Source organism: Ramlibacter rhizophilus, from assembly GCF_004681965.1.
In the GTDB taxonomy this organism is placed as follows: Bacteria; Pseudomonadota; Gammaproteobacteria; order Burkholderiales; family Burkholderiaceae_C; genus Ramlibacter; species Ramlibacter rhizophilus.
Genome location: NZ_SMLL01000006.1, coordinates 209,602 through 229,624, shown reverse-complemented (window position 1 = coordinate 229,624; position 20,023 = coordinate 209,602). Strand labels below are relative to the sequence as shown.

Here is a 20,023-nt window from a genome sequence, read left to right as displayed (position 1 = left end):
GTGAAGTGTCCGTGTAGCTCAGACGTCGATGTTCGCCGCCCGCAGTGCGTTCGTCTCGATGAAGTCGCGGCGCGGCTCCACCTCGTCGCCCATCAGCATGGTGAACACGCGGTCGGCCTCGATGGCGTCGTCGATCTGCACGCGCAGCAGGCGACGCACGTTCGGGTCCATGGTTGTTTCCCACAACTGGGCGGGGTTCATCTCGCCCAGGCCCTTGTAGCGCTGGCGGCTGGTGGCGCGCTCCGCTTCGCCGATCAGCCAGCGCATGGCCTGGCGGAAGTCGCTCACCTTTTCCTCCTTGGCGCGCTCGCCTTCGCCGCGCCGCACCGTGGCGCCTTCGTGCAGCAGGCCGCGGAAGGTGTCGGCGGCTTCCGCCAGGGCCAGGTAATCGGCGCCATGCACGAAGTCCTGCGTGATGACGCTGCTCTTGACGTTGCCGTGGTGGCGACGGCTGATGCGCAGGATGGGCTTGTCGGTGCGGACGTCGAATTCGCCGGCCACTTCGGCCGGCGCGGCATTGGTGAGGCGGTCGATCTCCTGCAGGCGCGCCTGCAGGGCCAGCGCGGAAGCCTCGGCCTCGGGCACCGTGTCGAGGTTCAGGCGCACGCCGCCGGCGACGGCGCGCAAGGCCTCGGCGTCCATGAAACCGGCCAGGCGGTCGATCACGCGCTCGGCCACCTGGTGCTTGCGCGCGAGTTCGGCCAGCGTGTCGCCGCTGATGACCGTCGGGTTGTCACCGCCGGTGGCAACGCTGGCGCCCTGCAGCGCGATGCGCAGCAGGAACGCGTCGAGCTCTGTGCCGTCCTTGAGGTAGAGCTCCTCCTTGCCGGCCTTGACCTTGTACAGCGGCGGCTGCGCGATGTAGATGTGGCCACGCTCGACCAGTTCGGCCATCTGCCGGTAGAAGAACGTGAGCAGCAGGGTGCGGATGTGGGCGCCGTCCACGTCCGCGTCGGTCATGATGATGATGCGGTGGTAGCGCAGCTTGGCGACGTTGAAGTCGTCCGCGCCACCGCCGTTGCTGCCGCCGGCCTTGCCGATGCCGGTGCCCAGCGCGGTGATCAGCGTGAGGATCTCGTTGCTGGTCAAAAGCTTCTCGTAGCGCGCCTTCTCCACGTTGAGGATCTTGCCGCGCAGCGGCAGGATCGCCTGGAACTTGCGGTCGCGTCCCTGCTTGGCGCTGCCGCCGGCGGAGTCACCCTCGACGATGTAGATCTCGCACAGCGCGGGGTCCTTCTCCTGGCAGTCGGCCAGCTTGCCGGGCAGGCCCATGCCGTCGAGGACGCCCTTGCGGCGCGTCATCTCGCGGGCCTTGCGGGCCGCCTCGCGGGCCCGGGCGGCCTCGATGATCTTGCCGACGATGATCTTGGCGTCGTTGGGACGCTCCTGCAGGTAGTCGTTGAGCGTGCGGGCCACCACGTCCTCCACCGGGCCGCGCACCTCGCTGGAGACCAGCTTGTCCTTGGTCTGGCTGGAGAACTTGGGCTCGGGCACCTTCACGCTCAGCACGCAGGTCAGGCCCTCGCGCATGTCGTCGCCGGAGACCTCGACCTTGGCCTTCTTGGCCAGCTCGTTCTCCTCGATGTACTTGTTGATCACCCGCGTCATGGCCGCGCGCAGGCCGGTGAGGTGGGTGCCGCCGTCACGCTGCGGGATGTTGTTGGTAAAGCAAAGGACCTGCTCGTTGTAGCCGCTGTTCCACTGCATGGCGACCTCGACACCGATGTTGGTGTTCTGGTCGCTCATGCGCTCGCCGGTGGCGTGGAAGACGTTGGGGTGCAGGACGGTCTTGCCCTTGTTGATGAAGTCGACGAAGCCCTTGACACCGCCGGCGCCGGAGAAGTCGTCATGCTTGCCGCTGCGCTCGTCCATCAAGCGGATGTTGACCCCGTTGTTCAGGAAGCTCAGCTCGCGCAGGCGCTTGGACAGGATCTCGTAGTGGAAGTCGCTGTTCTCGCGGAAGATGTCCGTGTCGGGCAGGAAGTGGACTTCGGTGCCGCGCTTGTCCGTGTCGCCCAGGATGTTCATGGGCGAGACTTCCACGCCGCCCTCGTTGCGGACGATGCGGTTCTGCACCACGCCGCGGCTGAACTCCAGCACATGCACCTTGCCGTCACGGCGCACCGTCAGGCGCAGCATCTTGGACAGCGCATTGACGCAGCTCACGCCCACGCCGTGCAGGCCGCCGGAGACCTTGTAGCTGTTCTGGTTGAACTTGCCGCCGGCGTGCAATTCGGTGAGGGCGATTTCGGCCGCCGAGCGCTTGGGCTCGTGCTTGTCGTCCATCTTGATGCCGGTGGGAATGCCGCGGCCGTTGTCCACCACGCTGATGGAGTTGTCGGTGTGGATGGTCACCACGATGTCGTCGCAGTGGCCGGCCAGCGCCTCGTCGATGGAGTTGTCCACCACCTCGAACACCAGGTGGTGCAGGCCGGTGCCGTCGGAGGTGTCGCCGATGTACATGCCGGGGCGCTTGCGCACCGCCTCCAGGCCTTCGAGGATCTGGATGGCGCTTTCGCCATAGCCCTCGCTCGCTCCGGCCTGCCGGGTGTCGATCCGGGTCGGCTCGCTGGGAGCGGGGTTCACGTCGTTCTGTTCGGACATCTGGGGAATCTCTCAATCAGGGCCCGGCCGCATGCCGCGGCGGGCTCGTGCCTTGGCGCCATGCGGGGCCACGGCAAGGACATCGGGGCGTCGGCCGGGGCTCAGATCCGCATGGGCATGACCACGTACTTGAAGGCGGCGTTCTCGGGGTTGGTGACGAGGGCCGAGCTGTTGGCGTCCTGCAGCTCGATCCGCACCATGTCCTGGTCCATGTTCGCCAGCGCGTCGATCAGGTAGGTGACGTTGAAGCCGATCTCGATGGCATCGCCGCCGTAGTCCACGTCGAGTTCGTCCAGCGCCTCTTCCTGTTCGGCGTTGTTGGAGGCCACGCGCAGCACGCCCGGCTCGATGTTCAGGCGCACGCCCTTGAACTTCTCGCTGGTAAGGATGGCCGTGCGCTGCAGACTCGCCAGCAGCGGCGCCCGCCCGAGGATCACCTGGTTGCGGTGGTTCTTGGGAATGACGCGGTTGTAGTCGGGGAACTTGCCCTCGACCAGCTTGGTGACGAACTCCATGCCGCCGAAGCTGAAGCGCGCCTGGTTGGCGGCGAACTGCATCTCGATGGCCCCTTCGGCGTCCGAGAGCAGGCGCTGCATCTCCAGCACGGTCTTGCGCGGCAGGATCACTTCCTGGCGCGGCACCTCGACTTCCAGCTTGGCGCTGGCGAAGGCCAGGCGGTGGCCGTCGGTGGCCACCAGCGACAGCTGCTTGCCCTCGGCCACGAAGAGGATGCCATTGAGGTAGTAGCGGATGTCGTGCACCGCCATGGCGAAGGACACCTGCTGCAGCAGGTCCTTGAGCGTCTTTTGCGGCACGGAAAAGGCGGGGCCGAAGCTCGCGGCCTCCTGCACCAGCGGGAAGTCCTCCGCCGGCAGGGTCTGCAAAGTGAAGCGGCTCTTGCCACCCTTGAGCGTGAGCTTGTTCTGGCTGGACTCCAGGCTCACCGTCTGGTCGGCCGGCATGGTGCGCAGGATGTCGATCAGCTTGCGCGCCCCCACGGTGGTCGCGAAGGTGCCGGGGTCGCCGTCGAAGTCGGCCGTGGTGCGGATCTGGATCTCCAGGTCGCTGGTGGTGAACTGGACCTGCGGGCCGTTCCTGCGAATCAGCACATTGGCCAGCACCGGCAGGGTGTGGCGACGCTCCACGATCCCGGCGACCGATTGCAGCACCGACAGTACTTTTTCTTGGGTGGCCTTCAGGACGATCATCTGTGCCTCTTGTCTTCCAGGTTTTCTTCAGCTTGGGATGGGTCTGCGGCGGCCAGGTCGGACGCCCGTGTGGACAACCGCGATTTTCCCTGTTTTCTCAAGTACTTAATCGGTTTCAGTGGAAGCGCATGCCGGGCCCGGCTTGCGCTGTCTCGAAATTGCGCAAGCGCATCGGTAACCAGGCCTGACCCGCGGGGGTCGGCGACCCGCCAGGAACCGAGCCGGCCGGCCCGAAACCGAGGCGCGACGTGCTTCTACTGTTTTCCTTGTTTTCTTCTTATTCAAATTAGTAGTAGCTAGTAAGCCAGGCCGTCCACTGTGGACAAGCCATCTTCCGCCTTTGAAATCAACAGCTTGCAAAACCGTCAACCCTGTGCGCCGAGCCCGGCGCCCGCTGTCGCGCCAACAGGGACAAGTCGGCGATGCGGCCCGCGGCTGTGGATAAGGTCGAGCTTGTTCAAGAACTGTCCCCAGGCTTGTTCAGGCGCGCGAATGGAGAGGGGCGCCGCATCAACCCTTGAGGGTCTGCTCGAGCACGTGCAGCTGCTGGTTGAGGTCCGACAGCTGCTGGCGCTCGCCGGCGATCTTGCGCACCGCATGCAGCACGGTGGTGTGGTCGCGCCCGCCGAACAGCTCGCCGATCTCGGGCAGGCTCTTTTGCGTGAGTTCCTTGGCCAGGTACATGGCGATCTGCCGCGGCCGGGCGATGGAGGCGGGCCGCTTCTTGCTGTACATGTCGGCAACCTTGATCTTGTAGTAGTCGGCCACCGTCTTCTGGATGTTCTCCACGCTGATCTGCCGGTTCTGGATGGACAGCAGGTCGCGCAGCGCCTCGCGGGCGAGCTGGATGGAGATCTCCTTCTGGTTGAAGCGCGAATACGCCAGGATCTTGCGCAGTGCACCTTCGAGCTCGCGCACGTTGGAGCGCACGTTCTTGGCCACGAAAAAGGCGACCTCCTCCGGCATCTCGGCGCTCTCCGCCCGGGCCTTGTTGATCAGGATGGCCACGCGCATTTCCAGCTCGGGCGGCTCGATGGCCACCGTGAGGCCCGAGTCGAAGCGCGAGACGAGGCGTTCGTGGATGTCGGCCAGGCCCTTGGGGTAGGTGTCGCTGGTCATCACGATGTGCGACTTCTTGGCCAGCAGCGCCTCGAAGGCGTTGAAGAACTCCTCCTGCGTGCGGTCCTTGTTGGCGAAGAACTGCACGTCGTCGATCAACAGCAGGTCCAGCGAGTGGTAGCGCTCCTTGAACTGGTCGAAGGTCTTGCGCTGGTAGGCCTTGACCACATCCGAGACGAACTGCTCGGCGTGGATGTAGAGAACCTTGGACTGCGGCCGGTCGGCCAGCAGGCGGTTGCCCACCGCATGCACCAGGTGCGTCTTGCCCAGGCCGACGCCGCCGTAGATGAACAGCGGGTTGTAGAGCTGGCCCGGCATGCCGGCCACGTGCATGGCGGCGGCGCGTGCCATGCGGTTGGCTGTTCCTTCGACCAGCGTGTCGAAGGTCAGGGCCGGGTTGAGCCGGGTCTTGAATGCACCCGGGTCTTCCACGGGGTCTGCGGTTTCCGCGGGCGCAGCGTCGTCGTCGGGCGCGCGTGCGGGAGCGACGAACGTCTTGGCGGGCGTTTCCCGGTGAGCAAGCGCTAGCTCCAGCTGAACGGGTTGACCATAGAGCCGCTCCAGCAGCGCGGCGATGCGGCCGGCGTACTGGGCGCGGACCCAGTCGAGCTTGAAGCGGTTGGCAACGAAGAGCGTGACCTTCGAGAAGTCTTCGGCCACCTGCACGGACAGGGGCTTGATCCAGGTGTTGAACTGCTGCTCCGGCAGTTCCTGGGCCAGTTGCTCGGTGCAGGCCTGCCAGAGGCTGTGACTGGTGCCGAGCAGGTCGCCGGGCGTGGCTGAATGGTGCGGCCCCTCACTCATGAATGCTTGTCGCTTCTGTGGATATTGTTGATCGGCGCAAACGCGAAAGTCTAACTTATCAAGGGCTTATCCACAACATTGCCCAGCAGGATGGGCCGCTGTGCAGCGGGTGCCCATGCCCTTCACGCTTGCCGGGCCTCAGCGTTTTGGCAGATAATCGCGGGTTTCCCCGAGACGTCACCATGAAACGCACCTACCAACCTTCCAAAGTGCGCCGCGCGCGTACGCACGGCTTTCTGGTTCGCATGAAGACCCGTGGTGGCCGCGCAGTCATCAACGCCCGCCGCGCCAAGGGCCGCAAGCGCCTGGGTCTCTGAGCACCGCGGCCCCGGCGCGGACGCAGCAGGCGGGTCGCCCGAAGCGGGCCGGCAAGTCGCCATGACCGCGCCGGTGCAGCGCCTGAAGACACGGGCGCAGTTCCAGGCGGTGATGGGCGGCCGCACCGTTTCGCGGACCACCCACTTCGTCCTCCACCGCGTTCTGCTCGAGGCCTCTCCGGCATCTCCCTCCGATCCTCGGCCCGCGCTCTTTCCGGTCCAGGCGCCCTGGCTCGGTGCCGTCATTCCCAAGCGCTGGGCACGCCGCGCAGTGACCCGCAATACCATCAAGCGCCAGATCTTCGCCATGGCCCAGGACGGATCCGCCGCATTGCCGGTGGCGGCTCATGTCGTGAGATTGCGCTGCGGGTTCGACCGCACCCGCTTTCCGAGCGCCACCTCCGAGGCCTTGCGCAAGGCCCTGCGGGCGGAACTGCAGCAACTCTTTCGGGAGGCTTGAATGAAGCGTGTGCTGATCGGCCTGGTCAAGGGCTATCGCCTGTTGCTGTCGCCGTGGCTGGGATCGAGCTGCCGCTTCACCCCCAGTTGCTCCGCCTATGCCCTCGAGGCGCTCGAGTGCCACGGCGCGGGCGCCGGAAGCTATTTCACGGTGGCTCGCCTGGCGCGATGCCACCCCTGGTGTGCCGGCGGGCATGATCCCGTGCCCGCGCAAGCGCCACGCCTTTTCCGGCGCCTGGCCACTTTCACTCAACCTGATTCGTCCACATGAACGACATTCGTCGATCGATTCTCTGGGTAGTCTTCGGCTTTTCACTGGTCATGCTCTGGGACCAGTGGCAGATCCACCAGGGCCGGGAGGCGACGTTCTTTCCGCGCCCCGCGGCAACGGCACCGGCACCCAGCACGCCGACGTCCGCTCCGGTGGCCGGGCGCGACGCGGCACTGCCGACCCCGAGCACACCTGCCGGCATGGCCACGCCGCCGGTGGACCTGGCCCCGGCGCCCGCCCGCGAGCTGGTCACCGTGACCACCGACGTGCTGCGCCTGAGCTTCGACACCGAGGGCGGGTCGCTGGTGCGCGCCGAATTCCTGAAGCACGCGGCCGACTCCGTGGCGGGCGGCAAGGGCGGCGACTACGTGCTGCTGGAACAGAGCAGCAACCGCGTGTACGTGGCCCAGAGCGGACTGATCGGGGGCGACTTCCCCAACCACAAGACGCCCATGACCTTCAGCGGCGACCGGGAGCTGCGGCCCGGCGCCGACCAGCTGGTGGTGCGTTTCGAGTCGCCGGTGAAGAACGGGGTCAAGCTGGTCAAGACCTACACGCTCGCACGCGGCTCCTACGACATCCCGGTGCAGCACCAGGTGATCAACGCGGGTGAGCAGCCGGTGGCGCCGCAGCTGTACGTGCAGCTGGTGCGCGACGGCAACCCGCTGCCCGGTGAGTCGTCGTTCTATTCGACCTTCACGGGTCCTGCGGTCTACACCAACGAGAGCAAGTACCAGAAGATCGATTTCGAGGACATCGAGAAGAACAAGGCCGACTTCCAGAAGCAGGCGAGCGATGGCTACATCGCCATGGTGCAGCACTACTTCGCCAGCGCCTGGATCCTGCCGCAGGGCGTGCAGCGCGACTTCTTCATGCGCAAGGTGGACAGCAACCTCTACGCCGCCGGCATGATCGCGCCCATGGAGCCCGTGGCCGCAGGCGCGAGCCAGGCCCTCACGCCCGTGCTCTTCGCGGGGCCCCAGCAGGAAAAGATGCTGGAGCAGGTTGCCCCGGGCCTGGACCTGGTCAAGGACTACGGCTGGCTCACCATCCTGGCCAAGCCGCTGTACTGGCTGCTGGACAAGCTGCACGCCTTCATCGGCAACTGGGGCTGGTCCATCGTGGCGCTGGTGCTGGTGATCAAGATCGCCTTCTACTGGCTGCAGGCCAAGGGCTATGAAAGCATGGCCAAGATGAAGGCCATCAACCCGCGCGTCATGCAGATGCGCGAGCGCTTCAAGGACAACCCGCAGCAGATGCAGCAGGAGATGATGCGCATCTACCGCGAGGAGAAGGTCAACCCGCTCGGCGGCTGCTTGCCGATCCTGGTGCAGATCCCGGTGTTCATCGCGCTGTACTGGGTGCTGCTGTCCAGCGTGGAGATGCGCAACGCGCCCTGGATCCTCTGGATCAATGACCTGTCCGCGCCCGATCCCTTCTTCATCCTGCCGCTGGTGATGGCGCTGACCACGCTGCTGCAGACGGCGCTGAACCCGCAGCCGCCCGATCCCATGCAGGCCAAGCTGATGTGGTTCATGCCTCTGATCTTCTCGGTCATGTTCTTCTTCTTCCCGGCCGGCCTGGTGCTGTACTGGATCACGAACAACGTGCTGTCGATCGCGCAGCAGTGGCTGATCAACACGCGCATGGGCGTGCCGCCGCAGTTCAACCTGCCCAAGTTCCGCTGAACCTCGAAGCAGCAAGCCAGGGGCCGCGCAAGCGGCCCTTGTCGTTTGCTGGCCCACGTACCATCGCGCCCATGCTGACCCACCGGGACGACTCCATCGCCGCCATCGCCACCGCCCCGGGGCGGGGTGCGGTGGGCATCGTGCGCGTCTCCGGTCTTGCCGTCGCGGCGGTGATGCAGGCGGTCTGCGCCCGCGCCCTGGCCCCGCGCGAAGCCCGCTACCTTCCCTTCCTGGACGAGGCCGGCCGCCCCATCGACCAGGGGCTCGCGCTGTACTTCCCCGGCCCGCACTCCTACACCGGCGAAGACGTGCTGGAGCTGCAGGCGCACGGCGGCCCGGTGGTGCTGCAGCTGCTCCTCGCGCGTTGCCTGGAGGCCGGGCGGGAGGCCGGGCTGCGCGTGGCGCAGCCCGGCGAGTTCACGCAGCGCGCCTTCCTCAACGACAAGATCGACCTGGCGCAGGCCGAGGCCATCGCCGACCTCATCGACGCGAGCACCGAGGCCGCGGCGCGCAGCGCGAGCCGGTCGCTGTCGGGCGAGTTCTCGCGCGAGGTCGATGCGCTGCTGGCGCAGCTGGTGCAGCTGCGCATGCTGGTGGAGGCCACGCTCGATTTCCCCGAGGAGGAGATCGACTTCCTGCAGCAGTCCGACGCCGTGGGGCAGCTCGCCCGGCTGCAGGAGCGGCTGCGCGCCGTGCTCGAACGCACGCGCCAGGGTGCCCTGCTGCGCGAAGGCCTCAAGGTCGTCATCGCCGGGCAACCCAATGCCGGCAAGAGTTCGCTGCTCAATGCGCTGGCCGGCGCCGAACTGGCCATCGTCACGCCGATTGCGGGCACCACGCGCGACGTGGTGAGCCAGTCGATCCAGATCGAGGGCGTGCCGCTGCACGTCATCGACACGGCGGGCCTGCGCGAGAGCGAGGACCCGGTCGAGCGCATCGGCATCGAGCGGGCCTGGGCTCAGATCGCGCTAGCCGACGCCGTGCTGTTCCTGCACGACGCCTCGCGCCGCGCCGATGCCGACTGGCAGGCCGGCGATGCCCGCATCCGCGAGCGCCTGCGGGCCCACCTCCCGCAGGGCGTGCCGGTGATCGAGGTCTGGAACAAGCAGGACCTGCTGGCGCCCGCGGAGGGCCAGGCCCTCGAAGGCCTGCCGCTGTCGGCCCGCACGGGCCTGGGCCTGGACGGCTTGCGCCGTCGCCTGCTGGACGTGGCCGGCTGGCAGGCGAGCCCCGAGGGCGTGTGGATCGCGCGCGAGCGGCACGTGCAGGCCTTGCAGCGCGTGGGCGAGCACCTGCGCGCGGCCGGGGCCCATCTCGCGCCCGAGGCGCTGGCGCTGGACCTCCTGGCCGAGGAACTGCGCCTGGCGCAGAACGCGCTGGGCGAGATCACCGGGGCGTTCAGCGCCGACGACCTCCTGGGCGTCATCTTCTCCAGCTTCTGCATCGGCAAGTAGGCCGGCGCGACGCCCTGCTCACACCGCCAGGAGCTTCTCCTCGGCCAGCGCCAGCGGTTCGGCGCGGCCACTGAGCACCAGGGTGTCCCCGTCCTGCAGCGCGAGGTCGTCCCGCAGCTCGAGGGTGCGGCCGCCGCCGCGCCGCAGGCTCAGCACGCGCACGCCCAGTCCGTGCAGGGCCAGCTCGCCCAGCCGTCGCCCGTTGGCGCTCGCCCCCCGGGGCAGCGTCACGGTGGCCAGGCGCTCGGCGCCCGGGTCGTCGGGCGGATCGTCGGCGCCGTGGAAGTAGCCGCGCAGCAGGTTGTAGCGGGCATCGCGCTGCTCCTGCACGATGCGGATCACGCGGCGGATCGGCACGCCCACCAGCGCGAGCGCATGGCTGGCCAGCATGAGCGAGCCTTCCAGGGCCTCGGGCACGACCTCCGCGGCACCCGCGGCCTGCAGCTTGTCCAGCTCGCGGTCGTCCTGGGTGCGCACGATCACCGGCACCTGCGGCGCGTGCGCGCGGGACACCGCGAGCACTTTCATGGCGCCGGGCACGTCCAGGTAGGTCACCACCACCGCGCTGGCGCGTGCCAGGCCCGCGGCCATGAGGGCCTGCAGGCGCGAGGCGTCGCCGAACACCGCCGAGTCGCCGCCGGCGGCCGCCTGCCGCACGCGGTCGGGGTCCAGGTCCAGCGCGATGTAGGGAATGCCTTCGTGCTCCAGCATGCGGCCCAGCGTCTGGCCCGTACGACCGTAGCCGCAGATGATCACGTGGCCGCTGGTGTTGATGGCGCGGCGCGCGATGCTCGTCATCTGCAGGGACTGCTGCAGCCACTCGCTGGAGACCAGCTTCATCACGATGGCGTTGCTCCCCATGATGATGAAGGGCGTGGCCAGCATGGACAGCACCATGCTCGCCAGGATGGGGTTGAACAGGGCCGGGCTCAGCAGGCCGTTCTGCTGGCTCAGCGTGAGCAGCACGATGCCGAACTCGCCCGCCTGCGCCAGGTACAGGCCGGTGCGAAGGGACACCCCCATGGAGGCGCCGAGCCCGCGCGAGAGCAGCGTCACCAGGCCCAGCTTGAACAGCACCGGCATGGTGACCAGCACTGCCACCAGTCCCCAGCGCTGCGCCACCCAGCGCCAGTCCAGCATCATCCCGATGGTGATGAAGAACAGGCCCAGCAGGATGTCGTGGAAGGGCCGGATGTCGGTCTCCACCTGGTGCTTGTACTCCGTCTCGGAAATCAGCATGCCGGCGATGAAGGCCCCGAGGGCCAGCGACAGGCCGGCCAGCTCCGTGAGCCAGGCCAGGCCCAGCGTGATCAGCAGCAGGTTGAGGACGAACAGCTCCTCGCTCCTGCGCCGCGCCACCAGCGTGAGCCACCAGCGCATCACGCGCTGGCCGCCCGTGAGCAGCAGCGCGATCAGCACGGTCGCCTTCAGCAAGGCGAGGGTCAAGGCGCCCAGCAAGGCCTCGGGCTTGCTGCCCAGGGCGGGAATGAGCACCAGCAGCGGCACCACGGCCAGGTCCTGGAACAGCAGCACGCCCATCACGCGCTTGCCGTGCTCGGTCTCCAGTTCCAGCCGCTCGGCCATGAGCTTGACCACGATGGCCGTGCTGCTCATGGCGAGCGCACCGGCCAGGGCGATGGCGGTCTGCCAGCTCACCTGCGGCACCCGCACGAAGGCGGGCAGCAGCAGCATGCCGGCACTGGCCAGCGCGATGGTCAGCACCACCTGGAACAGGCCCAGCCCGAATACGTGCGCCCGCATGGCGCGCAGCTTGGGCAGGTTGAACTCCAGGCCGATGACGAACATGAGGAACACCACGCCGAACTCGGCCAGGTGCCGCACGGCATCGGAGTTCTCGGCGAAGCCCAGCGCGTTGGGCCCGATCATCACCCCCACCACCAGGTAGCCCAGCATGGGCGGCAGCTTGAGGGAACGGCACGCGACCACGCCCACCACCGCGGCGAGCAGGTACAGCAGCGTGAGTTCCAGCGTGTCCATGGAGGGGGATCGTAAGCTGCCGCTGTTGCGCCGGCGATCCGCCGCCAAGCCAAGGACGCGTTCGTACAATGGCGGCCATGCCCGCCGCGCCTGCTTCCGATACGCCTGCCAGCTTTGATCCGTCCCGCGCCATCCGGCTCGCCCATGAGACCTTCGACATCGAGGCAGCCGCCGTCCTGGGCCTGAAGCAGCGCACCGGCGAAGCCTTCAGCCGCGCCGTGCAGGCCATGCTCGATGTGCGCGGGCGGGTGGTGGTCATGGGCATGGGCAAGAGTGGGCATATCGGCCGCAAGATCGCCGCCACCCTGGCCTCCACCGGTACCGCGGCCATGTTCGTCCACCCGGCCGAGGCGAGCCACGGCGACCTGGGCATGATCAAGCCGGTCGATCTCGTGCTGGCCATCTCCAACGGCGGCGAGAGCGACGAACTCACGGCCATCCTGCCGCTCCTCAAACGCCTGGGCGCGCCCCTGGTGGCGATCACCGGCCGGGCCCAGTCCACCCTCGCCCGCCACGCCGACATCGTGCTGGACAGCGGCGTGGAAAAGGAAGCCTGCCCCCTCAACCTCGCGCCCACCGCCAGCACCACCGCCCAGCTCGCGCTGGGCGACGCGCTCGCCGTGGCGCTGCTCGATGCGCGGGGCTTCCGCCAGGAGGACTTCGCGCGTTCGCACCCCGGCGGCGCGCTGGGGCGCAAGCTGCTCACGCTGCTGTCGGACGTGATGCGCTCGGGCGACCAGGTCCCGCGCGTCGGGCCCGACGCGGGCTTTTCCGAGCTGATGCGCGAGATGAGCAAGAAGGGCCTGGGCGCATCGGCCATCGTCGATGCCGAAGGCCGCGTCCTGGGCATCTTCACCGACGGCGACCTGCGCCGGCTGATCGAGAAGGGCGCCGACCTGCGCGCCCTGCGCGCACGCGAGGTCATGCACCCGAACCCGCGCACCATTCGCATGGACACGCTGGCGGTCGAGGCGGCCGAGTTGATGGAGCAGTACCGCATCACCAGCGTGCTCGTGGTCGATGCCCAGGACCGCCTGTGCGGCGCCGTCAACAGCAACGACCTGATGCGCGCCAAGGTCATCTGAGCGTCCTGTCCATGGCGCCCGCGCAGTACTTCGCACCCGACTTGCTCCTGGCGGCGCAGGGCGTGCGCGTCGCCTTCTTCAGCGTCGATGGCGTGCTGACGGACGGCGGCCTCTACCTCGGTGCCGAAGGCGAGTCGTTCAAGCGCCTGCACATTGCCGACGGCCTGGGCCTCATCCTGCTGCAGCGCGCCGGCATCGTACCGGTGGTCATCACCGGGCGCGACTCGCCGCCGCTGCGCGAGCGGCTCGCCGCGCTGGGAGTGGTGCATGCCTACTTCGGCGTCGAATACAAGGCGCCGGCCGCCGAGAGTGCCCTGCAGGCGCTGGGCTTCGGCTGGAACGAGGCGGCCGCCATCGGCGACGACTGGCCTGACCTGCCGGTGCTGCGGCGCTGCACCTTCGCCGCCGCGCCTGCCAACGCGCACGTGGAGGTCCAGGCGCTCGCGCGGCACGTCACCGGTGCGCGCGGCGGGCAGGGCGCCGCGCGCGAGTTCTGCGACCTGCTGCTGGTGGCCAGCGGCCGCTACGCCGAGCTGCTGGAGAGCTACCGTTGAAGGCCGGCGCGCCCGTGCAGCGCGGCGTCGCCACGGTCCGCAGGCTCGCGGACCGCGTCGCCGTCTACCTGCCCGTGCTCCTGATGGCGCTCATGGCGCTGGGCAGCTACTGGCTGGTGCGCAACACGCCCACCTTCGGCCCGCCGCCCACGCCCGCCGCCGCCACGCACGAGCCGGACTACTTCATGCGGCGCTTCGCGGTGCGCAACTTCGACGCCGCCGGCCGCCTCAAGAGCGAGATCTTCGGCAGCGAGGCGCGCCACTACCCCGACACCGACACGCTGGAAATCGACAACCCGCGCGTTCGCGCCTTCAACGAACGCGGCGAACTCACGGTGGCGACGGCCCGGCGCGGCCTGACCACCGGCGACGGCAGCCAGGTGCAGCTCTTCGGCAACGCCGTGGTCACGCGCGAAGCCAGCCGCGACGCGCAGGGCCGCCTGCAACCCCAGATGCGCATCAGTGGCGAGCACCTGCACGCCTTCCTGGACACGGATCGACTGACCTCCGAGCAGCCGGTGGTGCTGCAGCGCGGAGAAGACCGCTTCACCGCCGACCGCCTCAACTACCAGCACGGCGACCGCGTGCTGCAGCTTGACGGCCGGGTGCGCGGCCTCATCGCCCCGGCCGGATCGCGCGAGCCCGCCTCGTGAGCGGACTGGTCTTCATCACCGGTGCGTCCAGCGGCATCGGCCAGGCCCTGGCCGATCGCTATGCCCGCGCCGGCTGGCGCCTCGCCCTGGTGGCGCGGCGCACCGAGGCCATGGACGCGTGGGCGCTGGAACGCGGCCTGGGCCGCGGGCAGTACGCGATCTACGGGGCGGATGTGGGCGCGGTGGACAGCATCGTCGCCGCCGGCCACGCCTGCCTGGCCGGCCAGGGGCTGCCGGACGTGGTGATCGCCAACGCCGGCATCAGCCAGGGGGTGGACACCTCCCAGCGGGAGGACCTGGACGTCATGGCGCGCAGCTTCGCCGTCAACACCGTGGGCCTGGCGGCCACCTTCCAGCCCTTCATCGAGGCCATGGTCCGGCGCGGCAGCGGCACCCTGGTCGGCATCGCCAGCGTGGCCGGCGTGCGCGGCCTGCCCGGCCACGGCGCGTACTGCGCGAGCAAGGCCGCGGCCATCAGCTACTGCGAGTCGCTGCGGGGCGAGCTGCGACCCACCGGCGTGCGGGTGCTCACCCTCAGCCCCGGCTATGTCGCCACGCCGCTGACCGCGCGCAACCGCTATCCCATGCCTTTTCTGATGCAGCCGGCCGACTTCGCCGACGCGGCGTTCCGGGCCATTGCCTCGGGCGCGGGCCACCGCGTCATTCCCTGGCAGATGGCCTGGGTGGCGCGGGTGCTGCGGGTGTTGCCGGACGCCTGGTTCGACCGCCTGCTGGCCGGCCAGCCGCGCAAGCACCGGCACAACGAAGGCTGAAGGCAGCGCCTGCAATGAAAAACGGGGCCGAAGCCCCGTTGTCCTGATGAACCGGCCGCGGGGCCGGGTTCGATCGATCAGTAGCCGCCGCGATTGCCGCCGCCGCGCGGTCCCGAGCCGTAGGGGCTGCGGAAACCACCGTCGCTGCCGCCCCGGCCGCCGCCGCCGCCGCCACCACCGTAGCCGCCACCGCCGCCGCCGCCGCTGCGACCGCCGCCGTAGCCACCACCGCCACCGCCGTAGCCGCCGCCACCACCACCACCGTAGCCGCCGCCACTGCCGCCGCCGCCGAAGCCGCCGCTGCGCGGACGCGACTCCATCGGACGGGCCTCGTTGACCACGACACTGCGGCCGCCCAGGGGCTGGCCATTCATGCCGGTGATGGCAGCCTGCGCCTCGGCGTCGCTGCCCATTTCAACGAAACCGAAGCCCTTGGAGCGGCCGGTTTCGCGTTCCATCATCACCTTGGCGCTGGTCACGGCGCCGAACTGGCTGAAGGCTTGCTCGAGATCGCTGTCGCGCACCGAGTAGGGCAGGTTGCCCACGTAAAGTTTGTTGCCCATCTGTCTGGGACTCCTAAAAGAAACAATTGGCCGAGCGATGAGTCCCGAAAGCGCCTTCAACTGAGCAACAACGCGAAAGTGACCTGTTCACCGCAAACTCGCGGGGTTTTGCTTGACCCACGCGTGGACATTATGAACCACAGGTTCGGGGGTAATGCAAGGGCGCAAACCCGGCGGGGGCGAAGCAATCGATCAGGAACCGCTGTATCGAGGGGCGTTACCACTGGGCCATGGCAGAGCATTCGGCTCGGTAATGGAGGACTTCGCCATGGACACACAACGCTCGGCACGCCCGCGACCAGCCACTTCGCTGGGCTCCGGGTTGGCAACGCCGCAGCCGCAGAGGGAGCGCGATTCAAAAGGGCCTGCCGCATCGGCTATTTCGCCGCCTCTGCAACAGCGAGTGGAAGCACACCAAGTGGAACCGCTGGTCGAGGACGACTTTCGCACTCCGCAGGCGGACACCAAGCAGGGAGCTGCCAGGCGGGACACGAGTGCTGCTGGTCCGGCGAGCAGTCCTGAAGGCCAGAGCAGTAGCAGCCTTGATTTCGGCGAGCTGCCGCCCGACGATCCGGTCGTCGCGTGGGCGCGGCTGGCCCACCACGCAGCAGGCCTGGCGCGTGGCGGGCAGGCACTGACAGCAGTGCTGTCGAGAATTCATCCGCCTGCCTCCCGGCCGATCACGGCAGCCGATGTGGAAGCGGCGGACAGACTGGTTGGCCTGTTCGAAGAGGGCCAAGCTTTCGATGTTCAACGCCTCGGTGCGCTCCACGCGGTCTACGCCAAGTACATCCCCAAGGAAATCCAGGAGTCCGACCCCCAGCGCACGGCCGAAACCTTGAAGGCAGCGCTCGAACTGGACATTTCGCCAGAGACCCTCAAGCGCGCCCTGGACATGGCATGGACGCGCGACCTGATCTGCCAGGTCGCGGCGTCCACTATCGGCTACATCCTGTCCTGGTTCAACGGCGCTCAGCTGTCCATGCGCGCCGTGCGGGACGACTGGCCCGACTCGCTGCGGCGGCTGGTCGTCTCGCTGGACATCGCCATGGGCTTGAAGGTCGCGGCCAACTTCCTGCGGGTTTCGGGCATGGGCGGGGGCTGGACCCGGCCCGTCGCCATCGCGCCGGACGGAAAAGCCGTGGCCCCGCTGGAGACCCGGCAGGGCCAGTACCGGACCTCCAGCGTCTATGCGCCCTTCACCCCGGGCATGCTGGCGTCCCGCTACCTGAGCGAGGAACCCGCGGCGGCCCCCAGCCGGGAGGTCGCCGTGCAGCGATCGCTGGCGCGGCAGGACATGCGGGCCAACCTCAACTTTGTCTCGACCCTCGGCGTGGCGCTCATGCGCTACTTCTACGCCGCGCCCGCACGCGATTACTGGTGGCTCGACGCCGTCGACAAGCCCGGCGACCAGGTGGGCTTTCGCAGGAGCGTCATGGCCGGCGCCGTTCGCGAACTCACCGATCCAGTCGCCACCGCCCGCGCGGCGCTGGAGTACATCTGCGTGCGGCCGTTGATCCCGCTCTACGAAGCCTTGGCCATCCCCGACGCCGTGCACGCCCTGCGCACCCGGTTCCCGGACCGATTCGGTGCCCCGGACGATGACCGGGTGAGGCGCGGGGCCCTGAGCGCGGAAGAACGCAACGAGAGCCGCATGATCGCGCTCAAGACCCTCGGCCTTGTCGTCGGTGCCGTGCTCCTCTACCAGATGATCGACAAGGTGGCTGGCGACTTCTCCAACGAGCCCTGGCTGGCGCCCTTCAACGACGTGGCCGTGCTGCTGCCCCTCTGGGGGCTGGTGCTGACCCAGCAGGACCGTGAGACGGCCCGCAGCCCCGCCGTGCGAGCGGGCAACGACTACCGGGCCACGCAGTGGCATCGGGACCTGGCCGCTCGCGCGCCAAGGCCGTCCGAAGTGGCGCCGGCAGGCGCCAACCCGGTCTAGCCCCTGACGCACCACATCATCGGAGACCGTCATGTCCGCAAGCACCTTCACATCCGAGCCCGAGACCAGCGCAGCTCCCGAACTCGACGAATCCCTCGATGCCATGCTGCAGGACCTCGGCGAGATGGGCGACACGTTCCGGGCCAACTCCGCCGCCCGCTTCCAGGCCATGCTCCCGCGCATGATCACCCGGGTGCTCGGCGAGGGCGATGCCGCACGCCAGGCGCTGGCGGACGGCGGGTTCGTCATGAACGAGGCCACGGTCGTCCTGCGCCTGAACCCGGATACCGACCAGGTCGAGATCTTCTGTGACGTCGGCGTGCCGGACCCGCACGGGCTCGAGCGTGCCTACCGCGCCGCGTTGGAGTTGAACCTGTGCCGGACCTACCCGGGGGTGGTGTTCGGCGTGCATCCGGAGTCGGGCCGCATGGTCGCCACCACGGCCATCAGCAGTGTCATCGCCCTGGATGACCAGGTCTGCATCAATGCGCTGGAGATGCTCACCCTGCATGTGCGGCAGCTGCGGGCGAGCCGCACCCTTCCCTTGCTGGACGAAGAGCCCGCCTTCGCTTGAAAGGCCGAGCGGGGCCGCGCGATCGCTATACTGCCGCCCCATCAGCGCCGATTTGCTTCCGCTTGCGGGCGCTTCAACAAGTTCAGCTAAAGCCGAAGCCCGTACGCAAGAACCGGCCTCGCACTTTGGCGACGCCGGTTTTTTCGTTTGTCGATGACGCTGATCGCGCAACCGCAGTCCATGCACTTCGCCGAGCCGCTGGCGCTGCGAAGCGGCGCGCGTCTCGCCGACTACCACCTGGCCTACGAGACCTACGGCACGCTCAACGCCGAGCGCAGCAACGCCGTGCTGGTGTGCCATGCGCTCAACGCCTCGCACCACGTGGCCGGCGTCTACGAAGGGCAGGAGCGTTCCGAGGGCTGGTGGGACAACATGATTGGCCCGGGCAAGCCGGTGGACACCGACCGCTTCTTCGTCATCGGCGTGAACAACCTGGGCTCCTGCTTCGGCTCCACCGGGCCGATGCACACCAACCCGGCCACCGGCCGGCCCTGGGGGGCGGACTTCCCGGTGGTGACGGTGGAGGACTGGGTCGATGCGCAGGCGCGGCTGGTGTCGGCGCTGGGCGTCGACACGCTCGCGGCCGTCATGGGCGGCAGCCTGGGCGGCATGCAGGCGCTGTCCTGGACCCTGCAGTACCCGCGGCGCGTGCGGCATGCGGCGGTGATCGCGAGCGCCCCCAACCTCAATGCCGAAAACATCGCCTTCAACGAGGTGGCGCGCCGCGCCATCGTGACCGACCCCGACTTCCACGGCGGCCACTTCTACGGGCACGGCGTGCTGCCGCGGCGGGGCCTTCGCATCGCCCGGATGATCGGCCACATCACCTACCTCTCGGACGATGTGATGAACGCCAAGTTCGGCCGCGAGCTGCGCAGCGCCGTGGGCTCCGACTACCGCTACAGCACCCAGGAGGTCGAGTTCCAGATCGAGAGCTACCTGCGCCACCAGGGCGACAAGTTCAGCGAGTATTTCGACGCCAACACCTACCTGCTGATCACGCGCGCGCTCGACTACTTCGACCCGGCCCGCCTCACGGGCGGCAACCTCACGCGCGCCCTGGCCGCGGCCGCCGCGCGCTTCCTCATCGTGAGCTTCAGCACCGACTGGCGCTTCTCCCCGGCGCGCAGCCGCGAGATCGTCAAGGCCCTGCTGGAGAACCGGCGCGAGGTGAGCTACGCCGAGATCGATGCGCCGCACGGCCACGACGCCTTCCTGCTGGACGACCCGCGCTACCTCTCGCTGGTGCGCGCCTGGTTCGACCGGATCGCCTCGGAGCCGGCAGCATGAGCGACCGCACCATCATCCGGTCCATCGCGCAGATGGTGCCCGTGGGTTCGAGCGTGCTGGACCTCGGCTGCGGCGACGGCGCGCTCCTGGAGCTGCTGCAGCGCGAGCGCGGCTGCACCGGCTACGGCGTGGAGATCGATGACGCCAACGTGCTGGCCTGCACCCGCCGCGGCGTGAGCGTCATCCAGCTGAACCTGGACGAGGGCCTGGCCATGTTCGGCGACGACAGCTTCGACGTGGTGCTGCAGATCGACACGCTCCAGCACCTGCGCAACACCGAGACCATGCTGGTGGAGACCGCGCGCGTGGGCCGCCAGGGCATCGTCGCCTTTCCCAACTTCGCGCACTGGCCCAATCGCCTGGCAGTGCTGCGCGGCCGCATGCCGGTGACGCGCCGCCTGCCCTACCAGTGGTACGACACGCCCAACATCCGGGTGGGGACCTTCAAGGACTTCGAGGTGCTGGCCACGCGCAACCGCCTGTCCCTGCTCGACGCCTTCGGCCTGCAGGACGGGCGCGAGGTGCGGGTGCTGCCCAACCTGCTCGCCTCCACCGCGGTGTTCCGCTTCGAGCGGGGCTGAGAAGCTGTGAACGGATCCGCCACGCCCGCCTCGGCCGCCAAAACGCGGCCCCTCTGCGTTGCAAATGCTCGCCATAGCCCGGG

At 68.4% G+C, this 20,023-nt stretch carries 18 protein-coding genes; 13 read left to right on the top strand and 5 right to left on the bottom strand.

Translation table 11 applies throughout. The features are described from left to right. Positions 1-18: 18 nt before the first annotated feature. The 3 genes from gyrB to dnaA form a co-directional block, all read right to left on the bottom strand. Positions 19-2,604, bottom strand: coding sequence for a DNA topoisomerase (ATP-hydrolyzing) subunit B (gene gyrB, locus EZ242_RS16025; RefSeq protein WP_135286189.1), 2,586 nt, complete (start codon positions 2,602-2,604; stop codon positions 19-21). Between the two features lie 101 nt (positions 2,605-2,705). Continuing rightward, on the bottom strand, positions 2,706-3,812 hold the full coding sequence (dnaN, locus tag EZ242_RS16020; protein WP_135286188.1) for a DNA polymerase III subunit beta: 1,107 nt from the start codon (positions 3,810-3,812) through the stop codon (positions 2,706-2,708). Between the two features lie 510 nt (positions 3,813-4,322). Then, positions 4,323-5,735 carry a chromosomal replication initiator protein DnaA gene (dnaA, locus tag EZ242_RS16015; RefSeq protein ID WP_135286187.1) on the bottom strand — a complete coding sequence of 471 codons (1,413 nt, stop codon included), beginning with the start codon at positions 5,733-5,735 and terminating at the stop codon, positions 4,323-4,325. A gap of 182 nt (positions 5,736-5,917) precedes the next feature. On the opposite strand from dnaA, the gene rpmH reads away from it, so the two are divergent. The 5 genes from rpmH (at position 5,918) to mnmE (ending at position 9,924) form a co-directional block, all read left to right on the top strand. Continuing rightward, on the top strand, positions 5,918-6,052 hold the full coding sequence (gene rpmH / locus EZ242_RS16010; RefSeq protein WP_029463016.1) for a 50S ribosomal protein L34: 135 nt from the start codon (positions 5,918-5,920) through the stop codon (positions 6,050-6,052). A gap of 73 nt (positions 6,053-6,125) precedes the next feature. After that, entirely contained in the window at positions 6,126-6,512 is a 387-nt protein-coding gene (locus tag EZ242_RS16005) for a ribonuclease P protein component (RefSeq protein WP_135286383.1), read from the top strand. Beyond that, positions 6,513-6,782 (top strand): membrane protein insertion efficiency factor YidD, encoded by a 270-nt coding sequence (gene yidD / locus EZ242_RS16000; protein WP_135286186.1) that lies wholly within the window; start codon positions 6,513-6,515, stop codon positions 6,780-6,782. Next, a complete protein-coding gene (gene yidC / locus EZ242_RS15995; RefSeq protein WP_135286185.1) occupies positions 6,779-8,470 on the top strand; it encodes a membrane protein insertase YidC in 1,692 nt (563 codons plus the stop codon). The genes yidD and yidC overlap by 4 nt, the downstream gene beginning before the upstream one ends. Positions 8,471-8,541: 71 nt before the next feature. After that, positions 8,542-9,924 (top strand): tRNA uridine-5-carboxymethylaminomethyl(34) synthesis GTPase MnmE, encoded by a 1,383-nt coding sequence (gene mnmE / locus EZ242_RS15990; protein ID WP_135286184.1) that lies wholly within the window; start codon positions 8,542-8,544, stop codon positions 9,922-9,924. 18 nt (positions 9,925-9,942) lie between these two features. Here the strand turns inward: mnmE and EZ242_RS15985 are convergent, their stop codons facing one another. Next, positions 9,943-11,922, bottom strand: coding sequence for a monovalent cation:proton antiporter family protein (locus tag EZ242_RS15985; protein WP_135286183.1), 1,980 nt, complete (start codon positions 11,920-11,922; stop codon positions 9,943-9,945). Between the two features lie 77 nt (positions 11,923-11,999). Here EZ242_RS15985 and EZ242_RS15980 point away from each other — a divergent pair, with 77 nt between their 5' ends. From EZ242_RS15980 to EZ242_RS15965, 4 genes are read left to right on the top strand one after another with little or no spacing between them, the layout of a single operon-like run. After that, entirely contained in the window at positions 12,000-13,007 is a 1,008-nt protein-coding gene (locus EZ242_RS15980; protein ID WP_205960671.1) for a KpsF/GutQ family sugar-phosphate isomerase, read from the top strand. Positions 13,008-13,018: 11 nt separating this feature from the next. Beyond that, a complete protein-coding gene (locus EZ242_RS15975) occupies positions 13,019-13,561 on the top strand; it encodes a KdsC family phosphatase (RefSeq protein WP_135286181.1) in 543 nt (180 codons plus the stop codon). Continuing rightward, positions 13,558-14,214: an LPS export ABC transporter periplasmic protein LptC gene (gene lptC / locus EZ242_RS15970; protein WP_276606541.1), complete on the top strand. Its 657-nt coding sequence runs from the start codon at positions 13,558-13,560 to the stop codon at positions 14,212-14,214. Before EZ242_RS15975 ends, lptC begins: the two co-directional genes overlap by 4 nt. Next, a complete protein-coding gene (locus tag EZ242_RS15965) occupies positions 14,211-14,987 on the top strand; it encodes an SDR family oxidoreductase (RefSeq protein WP_135286180.1) in 777 nt (258 codons plus the stop codon). The genes lptC and EZ242_RS15965 overlap by 4 nt, the downstream gene beginning before the upstream one ends. Before the next feature lie 77 nt (positions 14,988-15,064). Here the strand turns inward: EZ242_RS15965 and EZ242_RS15960 are convergent, their stop codons facing one another. Continuing rightward, positions 15,065-15,550 carry an RNA recognition motif domain-containing protein gene (locus EZ242_RS15960; RefSeq protein WP_135286179.1) on the bottom strand — a complete coding sequence of 162 codons (486 nt, stop codon included), beginning with the start codon at positions 15,548-15,550 and terminating at the stop codon, positions 15,065-15,067. A 418-nt stretch (positions 15,551-15,968) separates the two neighbouring features. On the opposite strand from EZ242_RS15960, the gene EZ242_RS15955 reads away from it, so the two are divergent. From EZ242_RS15955 to metW, 4 genes are all read left to right on the top strand, one after another. After that, on the top strand, positions 15,969-17,495 hold the full coding sequence (locus EZ242_RS15955; protein ID WP_135286178.1) for a hypothetical protein: 1,527 nt from the start codon (positions 15,969-15,971) through the stop codon (positions 17,493-17,495). A gap of 31 nt (positions 17,496-17,526) precedes the next feature. Further along, complete coding sequence (locus EZ242_RS15950; RefSeq protein WP_135286177.1) at positions 17,527-18,069, top strand: type III secretion system chaperone; 543 nt, start codon at positions 17,527-17,529, stop codon at positions 18,067-18,069. Positions 18,070-18,222: 153 nt separating this feature from the next. Then, positions 18,223-19,359: a homoserine O-succinyltransferase MetX gene (metX, locus tag EZ242_RS15945; RefSeq protein WP_135286176.1), complete on the top strand. Its 1,137-nt coding sequence runs from the start codon at positions 18,223-18,225 to the stop codon at positions 19,357-19,359. Beyond that, on the top strand, positions 19,356-19,940 hold the full coding sequence (gene metW / locus EZ242_RS15940) for a methionine biosynthesis protein MetW (protein ID WP_135286175.1): 585 nt from the start codon (positions 19,356-19,358) through the stop codon (positions 19,938-19,940). The genes metX and metW overlap by 4 nt, the downstream gene beginning before the upstream one ends. Positions 19,941-20,023: the final 83 nt, after the last annotated feature.